This window comes from Streptomyces sp. NBC_00829 (assembly GCF_045161795.1).
Classification (GTDB): Bacteria; Actinomycetota; Actinomycetes; order Streptomycetales; family Streptomycetaceae; genus Streptomyces.
The window spans coordinates 3,222,195-3,240,814 of record NZ_CP108867.1 but is presented as its reverse complement, the minus strand read 5'-3'; the positions used below and the strand labels follow the sequence as shown (position 1 = coordinate 3,240,814).

General features: G+C 71.2%; 21 protein-coding genes. 15 read left to right on the top strand and 6 right to left on the bottom strand.

Annotated elements, in window-relative coordinates:
• Positions 1–184: 184 nt before the first annotated feature.
• The 4 genes from alr (at position 185) to OG293_RS13715 (ending at position 3,416) form a co-directional block, all read left to right on the top strand.
• Positions 185–1,342, top strand: a complete 1,158-nt coding sequence (alr, locus tag OG293_RS13730) for an alanine racemase (RefSeq protein WP_405999095.1) — start codon at positions 185–187, stop codon at positions 1,340–1,342.
• Positions 1,343–1,352: 10 nt separating this feature from the next.
• Entirely contained in the window at positions 1,353–2,579 is a 1,227-nt protein-coding gene (locus tag OG293_RS13725) for an alpha/beta fold hydrolase (protein ID WP_405999094.1), read from the top strand.
• Positions 2,551–3,063: a tRNA (adenosine(37)-N6)-threonylcarbamoyltransferase complex ATPase subunit type 1 TsaE gene (gene tsaE / locus OG293_RS13720; RefSeq protein ID WP_405999093.1), complete on the top strand. Its 513-nt coding sequence runs from the start codon at positions 2,551–2,553 to the stop codon at positions 3,061–3,063. Before OG293_RS13725 ends, tsaE begins: the two co-directional genes overlap by 29 nt.
• A gap of 158 nt (positions 3,064–3,221) precedes the next feature.
• A complete protein-coding gene (locus OG293_RS13715; protein WP_405999092.1) occupies positions 3,222–3,416 on the top strand; it encodes a hypothetical protein in 195 nt (64 codons plus the stop codon).
• A 221-nt stretch (positions 3,417–3,637) separates the two neighbouring features.
• On the opposite strand, the gene OG293_RS13710 is transcribed toward OG293_RS13715, so the two are convergent.
• A complete protein-coding gene (locus OG293_RS13710) occupies positions 3,638–4,195 on the bottom strand; it encodes a hypothetical protein (protein WP_405999091.1) in 558 nt (185 codons plus the stop codon).
• A 103-nt stretch (positions 4,196–4,298) separates the two neighbouring features.
• On the opposite strand from OG293_RS13710, the gene tsaB reads away from it, so the two are divergent.
• The 7 genes from tsaB (at position 4,299) to OG293_RS13675 (ending at position 9,076) form a co-directional block, all read left to right on the top strand.
• Complete coding sequence (tsaB, locus tag OG293_RS13705; RefSeq protein WP_405999090.1) at positions 4,299–4,952, top strand: tRNA (adenosine(37)-N6)-threonylcarbamoyltransferase complex dimerization subunit type 1 TsaB; 654 nt, start codon at positions 4,299–4,301, stop codon at positions 4,950–4,952.
• A 29-nt stretch (positions 4,953–4,981) separates the two neighbouring features.
• Complete coding sequence (gene rimI / locus OG293_RS13700) at positions 4,982–5,434, top strand: ribosomal protein S18-alanine N-acetyltransferase (protein ID WP_406003587.1); 453 nt, start codon at positions 4,982–4,984, stop codon at positions 5,432–5,434.
• 3 nt (positions 5,435–5,437) lie between these two features.
• Positions 5,438–6,535, top strand: coding sequence for a tRNA (adenosine(37)-N6)-threonylcarbamoyltransferase complex transferase subunit TsaD (gene tsaD, locus OG293_RS13695; protein WP_405999089.1), 1,098 nt, complete (start codon positions 5,438–5,440; stop codon positions 6,533–6,535).
• Positions 6,535–6,798: a hypothetical protein gene (locus OG293_RS13690; RefSeq protein ID WP_405999088.1), complete on the top strand. Its 264-nt coding sequence runs from the start codon at positions 6,535–6,537 to the stop codon at positions 6,796–6,798. Before tsaD ends, OG293_RS13690 begins: the two co-directional genes overlap by 1 nt.
• Before the next feature lie 203 nt (positions 6,799–7,001).
• The gene (locus OG293_RS13685; RefSeq protein WP_405999087.1) at positions 7,002–7,358 is read left to right on the top strand and encodes a YciI family protein; all 357 of its coding nucleotides are present in this window, start codon (positions 7,002–7,004) and stop codon (positions 7,356–7,358) included.
• Positions 7,359–7,407: 49 nt separating this feature from the next.
• Positions 7,408–8,715, top strand: coding sequence for an RNA polymerase sigma factor (locus OG293_RS13680; RefSeq protein ID WP_405999086.1), 1,308 nt, complete (start codon positions 7,408–7,410; stop codon positions 8,713–8,715).
• A 10-nt stretch (positions 8,716–8,725) separates the two neighbouring features.
• Positions 8,726–9,076 (top strand): hypothetical protein, encoded by a 351-nt coding sequence (locus tag OG293_RS13675; protein ID WP_405999085.1) that lies wholly within the window; start codon positions 8,726–8,728, stop codon positions 9,074–9,076.
• Here the strand turns inward: OG293_RS13675 and OG293_RS13670 are convergent.
• Entirely contained in the window at positions 9,048–10,343 is a 1,296-nt protein-coding gene (locus OG293_RS13670; RefSeq protein WP_405999084.1) for a THUMP-like domain-containing protein, read from the bottom strand. The genes OG293_RS13675 and OG293_RS13670 overlap by 29 nt on opposite strands.
• Before the next feature lie 21 nt (positions 10,344–10,364).
• Here OG293_RS13670 and OG293_RS13665 point away from each other — a divergent pair, with 21 nt between their 5' ends.
• The 4 genes from OG293_RS13665 to groL all read left to right on the top strand — a co-directional run bounded on the left by OG293_RS13665 (position 10,365) and on the right by groL (position 14,269).
• Positions 10,365–11,294 (top strand): polysaccharide deacetylase family protein, encoded by a 930-nt coding sequence (locus OG293_RS13665; RefSeq protein ID WP_405999083.1) that lies wholly within the window; start codon positions 10,365–10,367, stop codon positions 11,292–11,294.
• Positions 11,291–11,950 carry a hypothetical protein gene (locus tag OG293_RS13660; RefSeq protein WP_405999082.1) on the top strand — a complete coding sequence of 220 codons (660 nt, stop codon included), beginning with the start codon at positions 11,291–11,293 and terminating at the stop codon, positions 11,948–11,950. Before OG293_RS13665 ends, OG293_RS13660 begins: the two co-directional genes overlap by 4 nt.
• Positions 11,951–12,198: 248 nt before the next feature.
• Positions 12,199–12,507: a co-chaperone GroES gene (gene groES / locus OG293_RS13655; RefSeq protein WP_108151600.1), complete on the top strand. Its 309-nt coding sequence runs from the start codon at positions 12,199–12,201 to the stop codon at positions 12,505–12,507.
• Between the two features lie 139 nt (positions 12,508–12,646).
• Positions 12,647–14,269 (top strand): chaperonin GroEL, encoded by a 1,623-nt coding sequence (gene groL, locus OG293_RS13650; protein WP_405999081.1) that lies wholly within the window; start codon positions 12,647–12,649, stop codon positions 14,267–14,269.
• Positions 14,270–14,358: 89 nt separating this feature from the next.
• Here groL and OG293_RS13645 read toward each other — a convergent pair whose 3' ends face one another.
• From OG293_RS13645 to OG293_RS13630, 4 genes are all read right to left on the bottom strand, one after another.
• The gene (locus OG293_RS13645) at positions 14,359–15,054 is read right to left on the bottom strand and encodes an ester cyclase (protein ID WP_405999080.1); all 696 of its coding nucleotides are present in this window, start codon (positions 15,052–15,054) and stop codon (positions 14,359–14,361) included.
• Between the two features lie 120 nt (positions 15,055–15,174).
• Positions 15,175–16,203 carry a hydroxyacid dehydrogenase gene (locus OG293_RS13640; protein WP_405999079.1) on the bottom strand — a complete coding sequence of 343 codons (1,029 nt, stop codon included), beginning with the start codon at positions 16,201–16,203 and terminating at the stop codon, positions 15,175–15,177.
• A gap of 102 nt (positions 16,204–16,305) precedes the next feature.
• Positions 16,306–17,079, bottom strand: coding sequence for an SDR family NAD(P)-dependent oxidoreductase (locus tag OG293_RS13635; protein ID WP_405999078.1), 774 nt, complete (start codon positions 17,077–17,079; stop codon positions 16,306–16,308).
• Positions 17,080–17,089: 10 nt separating this feature from the next.
• On the bottom strand, positions 17,090–18,604 hold the full coding sequence (locus tag OG293_RS13630; RefSeq protein WP_405999077.1) for a multicopper oxidase family protein: 1,515 nt from the start codon (positions 18,602–18,604) through the stop codon (positions 17,090–17,092).
• Positions 18,605–18,620 lie beyond the last annotated feature (16 nt).

Here is an 18,620-nt window from a genome sequence, read left to right as displayed (position 1 = left end):
GCCCAAAGGACGTGCGGCGCCCCCACGGGGTCCGGATCGAAGCCCTCCGGTTACCGCGAGGCGCGGGTCGGGGAGCAGGACCGTCGCGGGCGACGCGCGCCCGTGAGCAAACCGCACGCCCCCCGCCCCCGAACCGCGACCCGTCGCACCGGCCCTGTCGTACGGCTCTGAGACACTGGGCGCGATGAGCCAGACACCACCCCTCCGCGCCCGCGCCGAGATCGACCTCGCAGCCCTGCGCGCCAATGTGCGCGCCCTGCGCGCGCACGCGCCCCGCGCTGCCCTGATGGCCGTCGTGAAGTCGAACGCGTACGGACACGGCGCGGTGCCCTGCGCGAAGGCCGCCCTCGCGGCCGGCGCCACCTGGCTCGGCACCGCCACCCCCCACGAGGCCCTCGCCCTGCGCGCGGCGGGCATCCGGGCGCCCGTCCTGTGCTGGCTGTGGACGCCCGGCGACCCCTGGCGCGAAGGCATCGAGGCCGGTCTCGACATGGGCGTCAGCGGCCTGTGGGCCCTGCGGGAGGTCACCGCGGCAGCCCGTGAGGCCGGGCGGCCGGCCAGGATCCAGCTCAAGGCCGACACCGGCCTCGGGCGCAACGGCTGCCAGCCCGCCCACTGGCCCGCGCTGGTCGCCGAGGCCCTCGCAGCCGAGGCCGAGGGCACGGTCGAGGTCACCGGCCTCTGGTCGCACTTCGCCTGCGCCGACGAGCCCGGCCATCCCTCGATCGCCGCCCAGCTCGACCTCTTCCACGAACTGGTGGCGTACGCCGAGAAGGAGGGCATCCGGCCCGAGGTGCGGCACATCGCCAACTCTCCGGCGACGCTGACCATCCCGGAGAGCCACTTCGATCTCGTACGGACCGGTATCGCCGTCTACGGCGTCTCGCCCAGCCCCGAGCTGGGCACACCCGCGGACTTCGGGCTGCGGCCCGTGATGACGCTCGCCGCCTCGGTGGCCCTGGTCAAGCAGGTCCCCGCGGGGCACGGTGTCAGCTACGGCCACCACTACATCACGGCAAACGGCACGACCCTCGGCCTCGTACCGCTCGGGTACGGGGACGGCATCCCGCGCCACGCCTCCGGCCGGGGGCCCGTCCTCGTCGGCGGCGAGTGGCGCCGGATCGCCGGGCGCGTGGCGATGGACCAGTTCGTGGTCGACCTCGGCCCGGACGGCGGCGCGGTGGCCGAGGGCGCCGAGGCGCTGCTGTTCGGACCGGGCGACCGGGGCGAGCCGACCGCCGAGGACTGGGCCCGGGCGGCGGGCACCATCGCGTACGAGATCGTCACCCGCATCGGAACGAGGGTTCCGCGCGTCTACCTGAACGAGGACTCCGACGAGTAGGAGCGGCACGGTGAGCGAAACCAGCACGGGGGACGCCGTGGCGGCTGCGGCGACGGCCGCGACGGCGGGCAACTGGCGCCGGGCGGGCGTCGCGGGCGCCGCGATAGGTGTCATCGCGGCCGGTGCGGCCGCGGGCGTCGCCATCGAACGGCTCACGGTGGGCCGCGGCATGCGCAAGAAGGCCAGGCTCGCCCTGGACGCCTCGGGGCCGTACGGCTCGCTGCGCGGGATGCCGGGCCGGGCGACCGCCGACGACGGCACCCAGCTCTACTACGAGTCCGACGAGGTGGACCCGGAGGCGGGCGGGCCGCGCCGCCGCAGGCTCTTCGGCCGCAAGGCGCCCGCGCCGGTCACCGTCGTCTTCAGCCACGGCTACTGCCTGAGCCAGGACTCCTGGCACTTCCAGCGCGCCGCTCTGCGCGGCCTGGTGCGCACGGTCCACTGGGACCAGCGCAGCCACGGCCGTTCGGCCAGGGGCGCGTCCCAGTCGGGCCCGGACAGCGTTCCGGTCTCCATCGACCAGCTGGGCCGCGACCTCAAGGCGGTCCTCGACGCTGCCGCGCCCGAGGGCCCGCTGGTGCTCGTCGGCCACTCCATGGGCGGCATGACCGTGATGGCGCTCGCCGACCAGTTCCCCGAGCTCGTACGGGAGCGGGTCGTCGGCGTCGCCTTCGTGGGCACGTCGTCGGGGCAGCTCGGCGAGGTCAACTACGGGCTGCCGGTCGTGGGCGTGAATGTCGTGCGGCGGGTGCTGCCCGGTGTGCTGAAGGCGCTCGGCTCGCAGGCCGAGCTGGTCGAGCGGGGCCGCAGGGCCACCGCCGACCTCTTCGCGGGCCTCATCAAGCGCTACTCGTTCTCGTCCAAGGACGTGGACCCGGCGATCGCGCGCTTCGCGGAGCGGCTCATCGAGTCGACCCCGATCGACGTGGTCGCGGAGTTCTACCCGGCGTTCGTCGAGCACGACAAGGCCGAGGCGCTCGAGGTCTTCCTGGAGGTGCCGGTGCTGGTGCTGGCCGGCGACAAGGACCTGGTGACGCCGAGCTCGCACAGTGAGGCGATCGCCGACCTGCTGCCCGACTCGGAGCTGGTGATCGTGCCGGACGGCGGGCATCTGGTGATGCTGGAGCACCCGGAGGTCGTCACGGACCGGCTGGCGGACCTGCTCGCCCGGGTCGGCGCCGTCCCGGCACCGGCTAACGTTGGCCCGTATGGAAGCACCGCACAGCCCGGCGGCTGAGTCCGCCGCCCGCCTCCCCGTCGATTCCCCCGAGCTCATGCGGGACGTGGGGCGCCGGCTCGCGAAACTGCTGCGCCCCGGCGATCTGGTGATGCTCACCGGTGAGCTCGGCGCGGGCAAGACGACGCTGACCCGGGGCCTGGGCGAGGGCCTCGGGGTCCGCGGCGCCGTCACGTCCCCCACCTTCGTCATCGCCCGCGTCCACCCCTCGCTGACCGGCGGCCCCGCCCTGGTCCATGTGGACGCGTACCGCCTGGGCGGCGGACTCGACGAGATGGAGGACCTCGATCTCGACGTCTCGCTGCCCGAGTCGGTCGTGGTCGTGGAGTGGGGCGACGGCAAGGTCGAGGACCTCTCGGACGACCGGCTGCATGTGCTGATCCACCGGGTGGTCGGCGACACGGAGGACGACCGGCGCGAGGTGACCCTGACGGGCCATGGCACGCGCTGGGCCGCGGTGGACCTGGCGCTCCTGGCCGGCTGACGCCCCGCAGGGGGTGCCGGGCGCGGGCGAAGGGCTGGTTGTTCCGACAAGACGTCGGCAAGATGTTGCGCAGGCCCCACCAGGCGTGGTCACATGGTACCGAGACCTGGTTAGGTCTGCCTAACTACGCCTGCACCCGGAGCCCCCAGGAGGCGTCCATGTCGGCATCCGAGCGCGATTCCCAGCCGCGGCAGCAGCAGCAGCCGGCCCGACCCCGACCCTGGCCGCTGTCAGCGGCGGCCTTCTCGATGACCGACCTGCTGGCGTCCTGCGCGGCGGCCAGCGCGGTCTCCACCCCACCCCGCGACGAGCAGCTCGCCGGGGGACGTGAACCGCGCCGCGACGCCGCCTAGGTGTGACGCCGCCCGTACTGCCCTGTGATGGTCGGGTCCGCAGCTCCCGCCCGGTCAGCACCCCGTCCTTGGGGCGGACGCCGGTACTTCGCGGACACTCCCTGGTACTCCGTTCGGGTTACGCGCCCGTCGGCCCGTCCAGGCGCTTCGGAGCGCGGGCTCCGTCCAGCGACACGGGCCACGTCCGGCTGCGGCCGTGTCCGGCTGCGGATCCGTCCGGGCTAACGAACGACGACGACCGTCGACCCGATCGTCGCGAACTTCCACATCGCGTCGCCGTCCGCCCGCTTCATCCGTACGCCACCGGTCTTCCTGTCCGGGTCGGGGCTGGCCATCGAGCCGTCCACCGCGGCGCTGAAGCCGATCGCCACCTGGTCGACGCTCGCGAACCGGACCACATGCTCGATCCGCACCCCGTCCGAGCCGGGGATGCTGCCGGACCGTGAGGTCACCGTGTACAGACCGGGCTTCGGGACGACCGTCGACGGCATGACCTCTATCGTCCGCTGCGGCTTTCCGTTCCGGCCGACCAGCCAGACGCGCCGCTCGCCCAGCGAGTACACGACACGGACGCCCTTGCCGGACTTGGCGGGCACGACCAGCGGATCCGGGGTGCCGGGCTTGGGGCCGCCGGAGGCCTGCGCGGAGCGTACCGAGCTGGGGGCGGGCCCGCCGAGCTGGTCCGGGGCGCTCGCCGACGCCTGGTAGGCCAGGAATCCGACGACGGCCAGAGCTGCCGCCGTGAGCCCGGCCACGAGACCCGAGCTGCTCCGTGCCACCGTGCCCACCTTTCGAAAGTACGTGTCCGTGGGTGACGGTAGCAGCCACCGCACCACGTGACGGGGCACCATGTCCTCGCTGCCGGAGCCGTAGGCTGTTTGCGTGCTCCTGCTCGCCGTTGATACCGCCACGCCCGCCGTCACCGCCGCCCTCCACGACGGCAGCTCCGTCGTCGCCGAGTCGTCCCGCGTCGACGCGCGCCGCCACGGGGAGCTGCTGCTGCCCGCCGTCGACCGCGTCCTCGCCGAGGCCGGGGTGAAACTCGACGCCGTCACCGCCGTGGTCGCCGGGGTCGGGCCCGGTCCCTACACCGGACTGCGGGTCGGCCTGGTGACGGCCACGACCTTCGGCTCGGCGCTCGGGGTGCCGGTGTACGGCATCTGCACCCTGGACGGCCTCGCCCACGCCTCGGGCCTCGACGAGCCCTTCGTGGTGGCCACGGACGCCCGCCGCAAGGAGGTGTACTGGGCGAGGTACGACTCCTCCCGCACGGCGGTGGGCGAGCCCGCCGTCGACCGGCCCGCCGACATCGCCGAGCAGGTCACGGGCCTGCCCGCCGTGGGAGCCGGCGCGCTGCTCTACCCGGAGACCTTCCCGGACGCCCGCGCGCCCGAGCATGTCTCGGCCGGCGCGCTCGCCTCGCTGGCCGCCCTGAAACTGGCCGCGGGGGAGGAGTTCCTGCCCGCGCTGCCGCTGTATCTGCGCCGGCCGGACGCCCAGGTGCCGAAGAACTACAAGGTGGTCACCCCCAAGTGAGCGGGCGAGCCGACGCCGTGCTGCGCGAGATGCGCTGGTGGGACCTGGAGTCGGTGCTCGCGCTGGAGCATGTGCTCTTCCCCGAGGACGCCTGGTCCGCCGGGATGTTCTGGTCCGAGCTGGCGCACGCGCGCGGTCCGCAGGCCACCCGCCGCTATGTGGTGGCCGAGGCCGACGGGAAGATCGTCGGCTATGCGGGTCTCGCGGCCGCGGGCGGCCTCGGCGACGTACAGACCATCGCCGTCGCGCGGGACCAGTGGGGCACCGGTCTCGGATCCCGCCTGCTGACCGATCTGCTCCAGCACGCCACCGCCTTCGAGTGCGACGAGGTGCTCCTCGAAGTGCGCGTGGACAACACGAGGGCACAGAAGCTGTACGAGCGCTTCGGCTTCGAGCCCATCGGATTCCGCCGCGGCTACTACCAGCCGGGCAATGCAGACGCCCTCGTCATGCGGCTCCACGTACAAGGAACAGAGACTTAACTGATGGCTGACGAACCGCTCGTACTGGGCATCGAGACCTCCTGCGACGAGACCGGCGTCGGCATCGTCCGCGGCACGAGGCTGCTCGCGGACGCCGTCGCCTCCAGCGTGGACAGCCACGCGCGCTTCGGCGGTGTGGTGCCCGAGATCGCCTCGCGCGCGCATCTGGAGGCCATGGTGCCGACCATCGAACGCGCGCTGAAGGAGGCGGGCGTCTCGGCGCGCGACCTCGACGGCATCGCGGTCACGGCCGGCCCCGGCCTCGCGGGCGCGCTGCTGGTCGGCGTCTCGGCGGCGAAGGCGTACGCGTACGCGCTGAACAAGCCGCTGTACGGCGTGAACCACCTGGCCTCGCACATCTGCGTCGACCAGCTGGAGCACGGACCGCTGCCCGAGCCGACGATGGCGCTGCTGGTCTCCGGCGGCCACTCCTCGCTGCTGCTCGCGCCGGACATCACCAGCGACGTACGGCCGCTGGGCGCGACGATCGACGACGCCGCGGGCGAGGCCTTCGACAAGATCGCGCGCGTGCTGCACCTCGGCTTCCCCGGCGGTCCGGTGATCGACCGGCTGGCGAAGGAGGGCGACCCGGCGGCGATCGCCTTCCCGCGCGGCCTCACCGGCTCGCGCGACCCGGCGTACGACTTCTCCTTCTCCGGGCTCAAGACCTCGGTGGCGCGCTGGATCGAGGCGAAGCGGGCCGCGGGCGAGGAGGTGCCCGTACGGGACGTAGCGGCCTCCTTCCAGGAGGCGGTCGTCGACGTGCTGACCCGCAAGGCCGTGCGCGCCTGCACCGACGAGGGTGTGGACCATCTGATGATCGGCGGCGGAGTGGCCGCGAACTCACGCCTGCGGGCACTGGCCGAGGAGCGGTGCGAGCGCGCGGGGATCAGGCTGCGGGTGCCACGGCCGAAGCTGTGCACGGACAACGGCGCGATGGTGGCGGCGCTCGGCGCGGAGATGGTGGCACGCAACCGCCCCGCTTCCGACCTGGAGCTGTCGGCGGACTCGTCGCTGCCGGTCACGGACCCGCATGTGCCCGGCGCCGCGCACGTCCACGATCACGATCATGTGCACGAGATCAGCAAGGACAACCTCTAATGACGGTCGCGCTGATGTGGGAGGCCCGTGCCGTCCAGGGCCGGGCCGCCGAGCTTCTCGAATGGGCGCGCGCCCAGGAGCTGGCACGGGAGCCGCTGCGCCGGGAGATCTTCCGCGCCCCGCAGGACAGGGTGCTGGTGATCACCTGGTGGGACGCGGCCGATGTGGGCGCGGAGCTGCCCGAACTCCCCGAGCCCGAGGCCCAGTTGATCACCCGGCCGGTCCATCGGTGGCGCTTCGAGTCGGTGGAGACGCGGCCGTAGTGAGCTAGCTCCCTGACCTGAGAGCGGTAGGCCCCTCCCGGAGCCGAGCCCGAGCCCGCCGGGCCGGCATCGGACCGTACGGGTGGCGGCGGCGAAAGATTCTCAGAAGAATTCCGGCGAGGCCGTCGATCCGGCCGTCTCCCGTTCGACGCAGGGGTGAGAGGCGGGGAAACAGCCCCGGCCTCCCGACCCGAGGAGTCACCATGCCGCGCTACCTGACGATGGTCCGTATCGACGAGAAGAACGCCCCCGCCGAGGGCCCCGGCCCCGAGCTCATGGAGCGCATGGGCGCGCTGATCGAGGAGATGACCAAGGCCGGAGTCCTGCTGGACACCGCCGGGCTCACCCCGAGCTCCGAGGGCACCCGGGTGACCTGGTCCGGCGGCGAGCTGAGCTACACCGACGGCCCCTTCACCGAGAGCAAGGAAGTAGTCGGCGGCTACGCCATCCTCCAGGCCAAGGACAAGGCCGAGGTTCTGGAGTGGACCAAGCGGTTCCTGCAGGTCCACGAGGAGCACTGGACGGTCACCTCCGAGGTCCGCGAGATCGCCGAGGGCTGAGCGCGCCGTCGCTTGCCCCTCGCCCCGGCGGCTGCTCTGATGGGGGGCCGTGACGGCAGCAAGCACGGTTGAAGCGGTATTCAGAATCGAGTCGGCGCGGATCATCGCCGGTGTCACCCGCATCGTGAGGGACGTGGGCATCGCCGAGGAGCTCGCGCAGGACGCTCTGGTCGCCGCGCTGGAGCAGTGGCCGGAGTCGGGTGTCCCGGACAAGCCGGGCGCCTGGCTCATGGCCACAGCCAAGCACCGTGCGATCGATCTCGTACGCCGCAAGGAGACCTACGCCCGCAAGCTGGCGGAGGTCGGGCGGGCCCTGGAGGACGTGCCGCCGCCCGAGCCGGCGGACGCCGACGGCATCGACGACGATCTGCTGCGGCTGATCTTCACCGCATGCCACCCGGTGCTGTCGACGCAGGCCCGGATCGCACTCACGCTGCGGCTGCTGGGCGGGCTGACGACCGAGGAGATCGCCCGCGCCTTCCTGGCCGCGGAGCCGACGGTGGCCCAGCGCATCGTCCGCGCGAAACGGAGCCTCGCCAAGGCCGGTGTCCCCTTCGAGGTGCCGTACGGCCCCGAGCGCACCGCACGCCTGTCGTCGGTGCTGGAGGTCATCTACCTCGTCTTCAACGAGGGCTACTCCGCGACCGCGGGCGACGACTGGCTGCGACCGGCGCTCTGCGAGGACGCGCTACGGCTCGGCCGGGTGCTGGCGGGCCTGATGCCCGGCGAGCCCGAAGTCCACGGCCTGGTCGCGCTGTTGGAGATCCAGGCCTCCCGCACGGCGGCCAGGACCGGCCCGGACGGTGCGCCGGTGCTGCTCGCGGACCAGAACCGGACCCGCTGGAACCAGATGCTGATCCGGCGCGGCTTCGCGGCGTTGGGGCGGGCGAACGCGACCGGAGGGGGAGCGGCCCCCGGCCCGTACGCCCTCCAGGCGGCGATCGCCGCCTGCCATGCGCAGGCCGTGCGCTACGAGGAGACGGACTGGCCCGCGATCGCCGCCCTGTACGGCCGGCTCGCGGTGCTCACCCCGTCCCCCGTCGTGGAGTTGAACCGCGCGGTCGCCGTCTCCATGGCGCAGGGCCCGCAGGCGGGCCTGGCCATGGTGGAGGCGCTGGCGGACGAGCCGGCGCTGAAGGAGTACCACCTGCTGCCGAGCGTGCGCGGCGATCTGCTGGCGCGGCTGGGGCGTTGGGCCGAGGCGCGTGCGGAGTTCGAGCGGGCGGCGTCGCTGACACGCAACGAGCGGGAGCGGCACCTGCTGCTGGCCCGCGCCGAGGAGTGCGCCCGCGCCGAGGAGTGCGCCCGCGCCGAGGAGTGCGCCCGCGGCGACGAGTGCGCCGACACCAGTCGCTAGGGTCGCTCTCATGCCCGGTCGTACCGTGCCACCGCCCCCGCAGCCTGCCGAAATCCGCTCCTGGCCGGACCACGGGTCGCTGTTCGCGGACCGTTCCCGCGCCATGGAGGAGCCGCATCTGCTCGGCATCGCGAAGGCGGTGAGCCACTACCGGCGGGCGGTGCGGCTGCTGACGGCGGTGCCGGTGCCCGCACCGGCGGGCGGCGCGCACCGCTCAGGCGCCGTCAAGGGCGGAGGCGGTCCGCATACCCGCCCGCCGGATCGGGTCGGACGGCCGAAGGGGAACGCCTTTCCGTGCCGCACCTCGGCCGGCGCCTCGACGCCCTTACCGCTCACCAGTCAGGCTCACCGGTCACGCTGACCGGGCCCGCAGGCCGCCCGATCAGCATCGCCGGCGCTCCCGCCACCCTCGTCAGGAAGACCGTCGCCGCGTTCGGGCCGCTCGGCTTCACCCTCCGCCGCAGTTCCTCCGGCTCCACGGCCGAACCGCGTTTCTTCACCGTGAGGTTGCCAACCTCGCGCTCACGCAGCAGCGCCTTGAGCCTCTTGAGGTGGAAGGGGAGCTCGTCGGTGATCTCGTAGGCCACGGCGTACGGCGTCGGCCGCAGTTCGTCCGCGGTGATGTACGCGATCGTCTCGTCGATCAGTCCGCCGTCGAGCTCCTCGGCCACCTCGGCGACCAGATGCGCGCGGATCACGGCCCCGTCGGGTTCGTAGAGGAAGCGGCCGACCTTGCGGACGTCCGGGTTCGGCAGTCCGCGGCCGGTCAGGGTCGCGCCGGAGGGCAGGAGGGTGGCGCGGCGGGCACCCGGGGTGATGACCTGGGGGCGGCCCCGGGCGTGCCAGAGCACGGCCTCCTTCACGTCGCCCTCGTCCGAGATCCACTCGGCCTCGAAGTCGTCGGGGACCAGCTCATGGGGGATACCGGGCGCGATCTTGATGGCGCCCGTGCCGACCGTGCGGACCGCCTCGATCGCCCAGGACAGGGGCGGGGAGTACGCCTCGGGGTCGAAGATCCGGCCTCGTCCGCCGCGCCGGGCCGGGTCGATGAAGACGGATTCGCCGTTCGCCGGGTCCCAGTCCATGACGTCCGCGCAGCGGGCCGTCATCAGCGATGTGCCCTCCGCCACCGTGTGCACATTGAAGCGCGCCGTCTCGCAGGTCAGCGGGTCCCGGTCGACGGCCCGCACGGAGAATCCGGCGCGGACGAGGGCGATCGCGTCGCCGCCGATGCCGCAGCAGAGGTCGGTGACCTCGGCCGGGCCGAGGTCCCTGAACCGCCGCGCCCGGTACTCGGCGACCGTCCGGCGGGTGGACTGTTCGAGCCCGTGCGGTGTGAAGAGCATCCGGTGCGCGTCCTCGGCGCCGAACTTCGCCACCGCCCGCTGCCGCAGCCGCGCCTGGGTGAGCGCGGCCGAGACCAGTTCGGCGGAGTGCTCGCGGCGCAGCCGGGTGGCGAGGGCGAGTTCCTGCGCCGGGTTGTAGTCGCGCAGGACGGCCAGCAGGGCCTGCCCCTCGTCGGTGAGCAGCGGCGCGAGGAGCGGAAACACGTCATTCACCGGCCCATTGTGGGCCAGGCGGGGGATGGTGCGCCCGCGGTGGAGGTGTCGGCCGGGCCGTACGGACATCGGCTGACAGGATCCTGCGCCATGCAGCTTGTGCGACAAAACGAGAATAAGCGAGCAAAGCGGTCCAGGGTGATCCTGGTCGTGCCCCTGGTCGCCGCGATCGGCTCGGGCTGCGCGGGCGGGCCGGACAAGGCCCCCGGCAGCTCGAAGCCCGCCCCCGGCCAGCAGGCGAAGCAGGCGGCGGCCGGCCCGGCCGGCGCGCTCTCCGCGTACGTGGAGAAGGTGAGGCGCGCCGAGGCCGCCCGCGTCGCCGCCGCCAAGAAGTGGGGGCTCGCCAGGACACCGCTGGCCGCGCCCCCGCCGCCCGCCGTCAAGCCGAAGATCACCACACGGAAGGGCTTCGAGGTCGAGGACGGCGAGTCCTTGCCACCCGTCTTCACGACGGTCCCGGTCAAGGAGAAGATCGTCTTTCTGACGATCGACGACGGCTCCGAGAAGGACCCCGCCCTCCTGCGGATGATGAGCGACCTCCGGATCCCGTACAGCGCCTTCCTCAGCGACTACCTGATCAGCGACAACTACGGCTACTTCAAGCAGATGCGGGACCGCGGCGTCTCCCTGCACAACCACACGCTCAACCACCGCTATCTGCCCGGCCTGTCGCACACCGCGCAGAAGCACGAGATCTGCGACCAGCAGGACAAGCTGGCGAAGCGGTACGGAAAGCGGCCGCCGCTCTTCCGCCCGCCGTACGGCAACTACAACCGGGACACGCTCCAGGTGGCCAAGTCGTGCGGGATCAGGGCCGTTCCGCTGTGGGCTGCCGAGGCGTTCCCCGATCACATGGAGTGGCGGGAGCGGGACAGCGACCTCCACCCCGGCGACATCATCCTCACCCACTTCCGTGGCCGCGAGGACTGGAAGGGGACCATGCCCGACATGATCCGGCGGGTGATGAAGACGATCACGGACAAGGGCTACGCCGTGGCCAGGCTGGAGGACTACGTATGAGCAGGGCGCACCGGCTCCTGGCCGGACTGGCGGCAGGTGCGCTGCTTGCCGCGGGGTGCGCCCCATCGGTCGACCCGATCGAGCGGCTCGGCCGCAAGGCCGCGCGGAAGGTGACCCCGGGACCGGCCGCGCACGGATCCGGGGCATCGGCGTCCCACGGCAGATGGGGGCTGGCGGGCCCGCTCGCCGCCGCGCCGAAACCGCCCGCCCACCGGCTCTCCGCCGCGTATGTCGTCAACCGGGTGCCGACCGACGACAGGGTCGTCTTTCTCACCGTCGACGAGGGCGCGGCGCGCGATCCGCAGTTCATGCGGATGGCGGGTGAACTGAATCTTCCGGTCAGCATGTTCCGCACGGCGGGACGGCCCGAGCTGCCCACCCTGTCGTACGAGGGGCAGCGCGCCGAGATCTGCGGGCAGCGCAGGCGGTGGCTGTTCCACCCGCCGCACGGCGCGTACAACGCCGACACACTGCGGGCGGCGGCCGACTGCGGGGTCCGCGCGGTCGTGGTGGGCCGTGAGTTCCATGAGCGGGCCCGGGGCGAACGGCTGAGGCCCGGTGACATCGTGCGGGCCGACCCGAGGACGGCGGCGCGCCTGCTGTGCCGCATCCAGGAGCAGGGGTACGCCGTGGGCCGTCTGGAGGACTACGTCTGAGTCCGCGTCCGCTCGGAACCCGAAGGCCGAGGACGGCGTTATGTACACGGGGACCGAAGTCGGCGCGCGCGTGAATTGGCACTCCGCTTGACCGAGTGCTAATCGCGGTCATAGTCTCAGGTCTGGCACTCCCCACTGGAGAGTGCCAACACAGCGACGGGCAGGTCCGGCACCCGCGACGACGGATCCACCTGGTCGCCACCTCAGACAGTTAACCCCGTGAGATCTCCGAAGGGGGAGGTCGGATCGTGACGACCGCCAGCTCCAAGGTTGCCATCAAGCCGCTCGAGGACCGCATTGTGGTCCAGCCGCTCGACGCCGAGCAGACCACGGCCTCGGGCCTGGTCATCCCGGACACCGCGAAGGAGAAGCCCCAGGAGGGCGTCGTCCTTGCCGTGGGTCCGGGCCGCTTTGAGAACGGCGAGCGGCTTCCGCTCGACGTTCAGACCGGCGACGTCGTGCTGTACAGCAAGTACGGCGGCACCGAGGTGAAGTACAACGGCGAGGAGTACCTCGTCCTCTCGGCTCGCGACGTGCTCGCGATCGTCGAGAAGTAATTCACCCACGTTTTTGATCTGCGCCCCTGGCACCCGCGATTTCATTGAGCGCCGGGAGCCCGGGGCGCAGTTCGTTTCGAGCGACGCAGGCCGCCTCAGGAGTGGCCGAAGATCGCAACGAGAGGACTGACACGCTCCCATGGCGAAGATCCTGAAGTTCGACGAGGACGCCCGTCGCGCCCTCGAGCGCGGCGTCAACAAGCTTGCCGACACGGTCAAGGTGACGATCGGCCCCCGTGGCCGCAATGTCGTCATCGACAAGAAGTTCGGCGCTCCCACCATCACCAACGACGGCGTGACCATCGCCCGCGAGGTTGAGGTCGAGGACCCGTTCGAGAACCTCGGCGCGCAGCTGGTGAAGGAGGTGGCGACCAAGACCAACGACATCGCGGGTGACGGCACCACCACCGCCACCGTGCTGGCCCAGGCGCTCGTCCGCGAGGGCCTGCGCAACGTCGCCGCCGGCGCCTCCCCGGCCGCCCTGAAGAAGGGCATCGACGCCGCGGTCAAGGCCGTGTCCGAGGAGCTCCTCGCGACCGCCCGCCCGATCGAGGACAAGGCCGACATCGCCGCCGTGGCCGCGCTCTCCGCGCAGGACCAGCAGGTCGGCGAGCTCATCGCCGAGGCGATGGACAAGGTCGGCAAGGACGGTGTCATCACCGTCGAGGAGTCCAACACCTTCGGCCTGGAGCTCGACTTCACCGAGGGCATGGCCTTCGACAAGGGCTACCTGTCCCCGTACATGGTGACCGACCAGGAGCGTATGGAGGCCGTCCTCGACGACCCGTACATCCTGATCAACCAGGGCAAGATCTCCTCGATCCAGGATCTGCTTCCCCTGCTCGAGAAGGTCATCCAGGCCGGTGGCTCCAAGCCGCTGCTGATCATCGCCGAGGACGTCGAGGGCGAGGCCCTCTCCACCCTCGTCGTGAACAAGATCCGCGGCACGTTCAACGCGGTGGCCGTCAAGGCCCCCGGCTTCGGCGACCGCCGCAAGGCCATGCTCCAGGACATGGCCACCCTCACCGGTGCCACGGTCATCTCCGAGGAGGTCGGCCTCAAGCTCGACCAGGCCGGTCTCGACGTGCTGGGCAGCGCCCGCCGCGTGACGATCACCAAGGACGACACCACCGTCGTCGACGGTGGCGGCAACTCCGAGGACGTCGTCGGCCGGATCAACCAGATCAAGGCCGAGATCGAGTCCACGGATTCCGACTGGGACCGCGAGAAGCTCCAGGAGCGCCTCGCGAAGCTGGCCGGCGGCGTGTGCGTGATCAAGGTCGGCGCCGCCACCGAGGTGGAGCTGAAGGAGAAGAAGCACCGTCTGGAGGACGCCATCTCCGCGACCCGCGCCGCGGTCGAGGAGGGCATCGTCTCCGGTGGTGGCTCCGCGCTCGTCCACGCGGTCAAGATCCTGGAGGGCAACCTCGACAAGACCGGCGACGAGGCCACCGGTGTCGCCGTCGTCCGCCGCGCCGCTGTCGAGCCGCTGCGCTGGATCGCCGAGAACGCCGGCCTCGAGGGCTACGTCATCACCGCCAAGGTGGCGGAGCTGGACAAGGGCCAGGGCTTCAACGCCGCGACCGGTGAGTACGGCGACCTGGTGAAGGCCGGCGTCATCGACCCGGTCAAGGTCACGCGCTCCGCCCTGGAGAACGCCGCGTCCATCGCCTCCCTGCTGCTCACGACCGAGACCCTGGTCGTCGAGAAGCCGGCCGACGACGAGGGCGACGCGGGCCACGGTCACGGCCACAGCCACTGACCTCGTACGACGTCTGACGCCTACGACGCCAGAAGGCCTCTCGTCCCGCCACCGGCGGGACGAGAGGCCTTGCGCATGAGGGGTGGACTTCAGCCCATGGCGCCGAGCTGGCGCATCAGACCCATCAGGTCCTCGTGCCACCAGCCTTCCTGGATCATGCCGTCCTTGAAGCGGAAGACCGTGGTGCCGGTCATGGCGCACTGCCGGCCCGTGGGCGGGATGCCCATGAAGTCGCCCTTGTGGGTGCCTGTCCAGCTCCACAGTGTCGCGACGTCATCGCCCTCGCAGATCTGCCGGTCGAGTTCGAAGGTGAAGTCGAAGGCGTTCCGCCAGCTGGTGACATCCTTGCGGATGATGTCGGACCCGACCACCGCGGCTTCTTCCTTCGCGACGTCGTGGTCGATGTAGTCGGCCGCGAACATCTCGTCGATGGCCTCAAGGTTCCCGCCGACGGCGACCTCGTGGAAGAACCGACGGGAAGTTGTCTGGTTCAACTGCTCATCGCGGACGACATCAAGGTCGGTGAACGTGGGCATACTGTCGCAGAGCGCCACCATCTCCTGGAAGATCCGGTCCGTCTCGGGCAGCTTCGAGTTCTTCATCGCCTCTTCGTATGAGGGAAATTCGACGATCTCGACGAAGTGGGACCCGTCGGCGCGGTCCTTGCCGATGAGAGCGTGGGTGGCGGTCCGCTTGCCTTTGGTCTGTATGGCCCACTGGTCCATGAGCCGGTCCATGTCGTCGAACCGCTCGGTCTTGCAGTCGATTATCTGTACGAATTTCATGGCGCCTCCCGGTCGCGCGCCCGAGCGGGCCCCGGGTGGAGCCCTGGGTGAGATACGTCCAGTTTAGTGAGATTTGAAGAATGTGAGGCGTTCAGGGGGATTTTGAGGAATGTGAGGCGTTCAGGCCGAGTGATCAAGGGTCGCCGGGTGCACAGGGTCGGCGAAGGGCAGACCGGACGCGAACCGCTCCAGCTCGTCCAGGGACAGGTCCGTCAACCTGTGGAGCTCATTGCCCAGCGAGCCCGCGATGTGCGGGGTCAGCAGGACGTTCGGCAGGGAGTACAACGGCGAGTCGGCGGGCGGGACTTCTGGATCCGTGACGTCCAGTACGGCGTGCAGCCGGCCCGACACCAGCTCCGGCAGCAGCGCGCTCTCGTCGATCAGCGAGCCGCGCGAGGTGTTGATCAGGGTCGCTCCGTCCGGCAGCAGTGCCAGCCGGCGCCCGTCGAGCATATGGCGGGTGGCCGGGAGCTGCGGGGCATGGACGGTGACGATGCCGCTGAGCGAGCAGAGCTCGTCGAGGCCGGTGGAGGTGACGCCGAGGCCGGCCGCCTCGGCGGTGCCGACGTACGGGTCGTAGAGCAGGACGTCCAGGTCGAAGGGGCGCAGCAGCTCGATGACGCGCCGGCCGATCCGGGACGCGCCGACGACGCCGACCGTGCGCCGGTAGTTGCCGGCACCGTCGAGGTCGCGCTGCCAGTCGTAGTCGCCGTGCAGTTGTCCGTAGCGCTGTGCCGAGCGCAGGACGTGCTTGCCCGCGAAGAGGATCGCGGCGAGCGTGTACTCGGCGACGGGCAGCGCATTGGCAGCCGCGGCGGAGGTCACCGCGATGCCGCGCTCCCAACAGGCCTCGGTGATGTGGTGCTTGACCGAGCCCGCGGCGTGGACGACCGCGCGCAGCCGGGGGGCCCGGTTCAGGACGTCGGCGGTGAGCGGGGTGGCGCCCCAGCAGGTGAACAGGACGTCGGCCTCGGCGAGAGCGGTGGCGACCGCCGGGCCCGGTGCGGCCAGGTCGTGGGCGATCAGCCGGGGGTCGGTACGGGCGAGCGCTGCGAGGCGGTCGCGGTGGCGGTCGGTGAACAGGCGCTCGGCGATCCCGGGACCCATGGCGAGCAGCACGGCAGGGCGATGGTCGGTGGCGTGGTGCATGGTGGAACTCGGGCTCCTCGTATGTCGCTTGAGGTCACGGGGGCACTGAGGTCACTTGTCGCTGCCGGCGGGACGGCAGCGACAACACCCCTGCCGTCGGCCCTACTGCGGACCGTACTTGCGGCCAGTCCTGGACGAGAGCCCGCCGAGCAGCCCGCGCGGCGCCAGCTTCACCACGCCCATCAGCGCCTTGTACCGCGGGTCCGGGATCGACAGGGACTTCCCGCGCGCCAGGTCCGCCAGCGCGGTCGCCACCACCTTGTCGGCATCCAGCCACATCCATCCGGGGATGTTGTCGGTGCCCATGCCGGCCCGCTCATGGAACTCGGTCCGTACGAAGCCGGGGCAGAGCGCCATCAGCCGAACCCCCGACCCCGCCAGATCGCGCGCCGCGCCCTGGGTGAACTGCACAACCCACGCCTTCGACGCCCCATAGGTCCCGCGCGGCACGAACGCGGCCACCGACGCCACATTCACCACGCCGCCCCGCCCACGGTCCCGCATCGACTCCGTCGCGGCCGAGGTGAGCCGGAGCACCGCCTCGCAGTGCACCTTCAGCATCGTCAGTTCATCGGCCATCGACACTTCCAGAAAGCGTCCCTTGTTCCCGAATCCGGCGTTGTTGACCAGTAGATCCGCCGGGTTCTTCCGGTCGGCGAGCCGCTTCTCGACCGACGCGATCCCCTCGTCCTGCGCCAGATCGGCGGTCAGCACCTCCGCCTCGATGCCGTGCCGGTCGTGCAGCTCGGTCGCCTGTTCCTGCAGCCGCTTGGTGTCGCGGGCCACGAGCACCAGGTTGTGTCCCTCTGCCGCGAGCCGCCGCGCGAACGCGGCACCGATCCCCGCGGTCGCTCCCGTAATCAGTGCAGTCGTCATAGGCGGCACGTTAGTGCCCCGTGTGCGCGTGCCGCGCACCCACCTTGCCCGCCCGCTGCCCCTTCTCGACCACCACGAACTGGCCCATCATTCCCAGATCCTCGTGGTACAGCAGATGGCAGTGGTACATGTACGGAGTGTCAGGATCGGCGGGTCCGTCGAAGCGCATCGCGAGCTTGACCGTCTTCAGGGGCGGCACGAAGACCGTGTCCTTGGCGCCCCGCAGCTCGGGAGGCGGCTCCTTGCCGTCGACCTCGAGAATCCGGAACTGCACGTCGTGCACATGGAAGTTGTGCGGGGTGGTGTGGTCGTTGCGTACGGTCCACGTCTCGGTGGTGCCCCGCACGACCGTCTCGTCGATCCGGTCCATCCTCATCTTCCTGCCGTTGATACCGGTGGTCAGCAGTCCGAACGAGCGCTCGCGCGCCGAGTCCGAACCGTCCGGGACCTCCAGGTCTCCGAGGACGCCGGGGAGCTTCGGCGAGGGCCGCAGGGTCTTCGCCGCGCGCAGCTGGAGTATGTCGAAGGAGTCGTCGCCGCCGGCGAACCGCGCCTGCCAGCCGCCTCCGTAGCTGTCGTGCGGGAAGCTGCGCAGCACCGTCCGCTCGCCCGCCTTCATCCGCACCACGATCTCGGCCCGCTCACCGGGCGACAACTGGATCCGGTCCGCCGGGGCCGGCTTCTCCAGCAGCCCTCCGTCGGTTCCGATCAGTGCGAACCCCCGGCCGTCGGAGAATCCGAAGTCGTAGACACGGGCGGTCGAGGCGTTGAGCAGCCGCAGCCGGACGAGTTCGTCGCCGACGGCCTTGTACGGATCGAGGGTGCCGTTGACCATCGTCCGGTCCCCGAGGAATCCGGTGTCCCGCAGGAGCTGGTGCCCGTGGTCGAACGACGCTCCCTTGAAGCGGACGTCCTGGACGATGACCGGCAGATCGTCCACGCCGTAGCTCCTCGGCAGCGCCAGGCGTCCGGCCCTGTCGTCGTCGAGGAGGAACATCCCGGCAAGCCCGCGCTGCACGTGCTTCTCCGTCCTGCCGTGCGGATGCGGGTGGTACCAGAGGGTCGCCGCGGGCTGGTTCACGGTCCAGCGGGGTGTCCAGCTCGCGCCGGGGGCGACCATCTGGTGCGGGCCGCCGTCCATCGCCGCGGGCAGATGCATGCCGTGCCAGTGCACGGTGGATTCCTCGCCCAGCGTGTTCCTGATCTGTACCTCGACCTTCTCGCCGCGCTCGGCGCGCAGCGTCGGGCCGAGGAAGTCCCCGTTGAAGCCCCAGGTGGAGGTGGACTTCCCGGCCCGGAACTCCTTCCGGCCTTCCTGCATGGTGAGCCGGAAGACCCGGGTCCCGTCCCGCCTGACCGTCGAGGGCGCCTGCGGCGGCACGGTCAGCTCGTTGCCGAACTCCGTGCTGCCGGCCGTGGAGACCTTGGCGTCGGAGTACAGGTAGAGAGCGCCGCCGCCGAGTGCGAGGCCGATGACGACGACGACCGTCGTGACAATGATGAGGACGCGCTTGAGGCGAGACATACAACGAGCGTCCCGA